General features: G+C 62.9%; 1 protein-coding gene and 1 pseudogene. Both read right to left on the minus strand.

The window, feature by feature from the left end:
- Positions 1 to 532 (minus strand): pyridoxal-phosphate dependent enzyme (locus tag DO97_RS22760; protein ID WP_156120704.1); only part of this gene is annotated, 532 nt, incomplete at its 3' end.
- Positions 510 to 687 (minus strand): annotated as a pseudogene (locus DO97_RS31605) (phosphoribosylanthranilate isomerase); the annotation flags it as partial. The pseudogene DO97_RS31605 and the gene DO97_RS22760, both read right to left, overlap by 23 nt.

Genomic DNA, 687 nt, shown 5'->3' on the forward strand with positions numbered 1-687 from the left:
CCTCGTTGAGCGCGTCTTTCAGCGTCTTGCTGCCCGACTCGACGGGCACCACGGTGGCGCCCAGCAGCTTCATGCGAAAGACGTTGGGGCTCTGGCGCTTGACGTCCTCGCTGCCCATGTAGACCACGCATTCGAGTCCGTAGCGCGCGCAGATGGTGGCCGTGGCCACGCCGTGCTGGCCCGCGCCGGTTTCGGCGATCACACGGGGCTTGCCCATGCGCTTGGCCAGCATGGCCTGGCCGATCACGTTGTTGATCTTGTGGGCGCCGGTGTGGTTGAGGTCTTCGCGCTTGAGGTAGATCTGCGCGCCACCCAACTCGCGGCTTGTGCGGGCTGCGTGGTAGACCGGCGAAGGGCGGCCTACAAAGTGCTTGAGTTCGTAAGCGAATTCGGCCAGGAAATCCGGGTCGTTCTGGTAGCGGGCGTAGGCGTCGCGCAGTTCCTGGATCGCGTGAGTGAGTGTTTCGCTGACGAAGCTGCCGCCATAGGGGCCGAAATGGCCTGAAGCATCAGGTTGCTGATAGGAATTCATGAGGATTCTTTGCAAGTTGGGCATCGGCCGCACGCACGGCGGCGATGAACCGTTGGATCTTTTCGGCGTCCTTGATGCCCTTGATGGGTTTGCCATCAGGACCATCGGCTTCGACGCCGGAGCTCACATCAACCGCCAGCGTGGTGCAACGCGGG

It is taken from the genome of Neosynechococcus sphagnicola sy1 (genome assembly GCF_000775285.1).
Lineage (GTDB): Bacteria > Cyanobacteriota > Cyanobacteriia > Neosynechococcales > Neosynechococcaceae > Neosynechococcus > Neosynechococcus sphagnicola.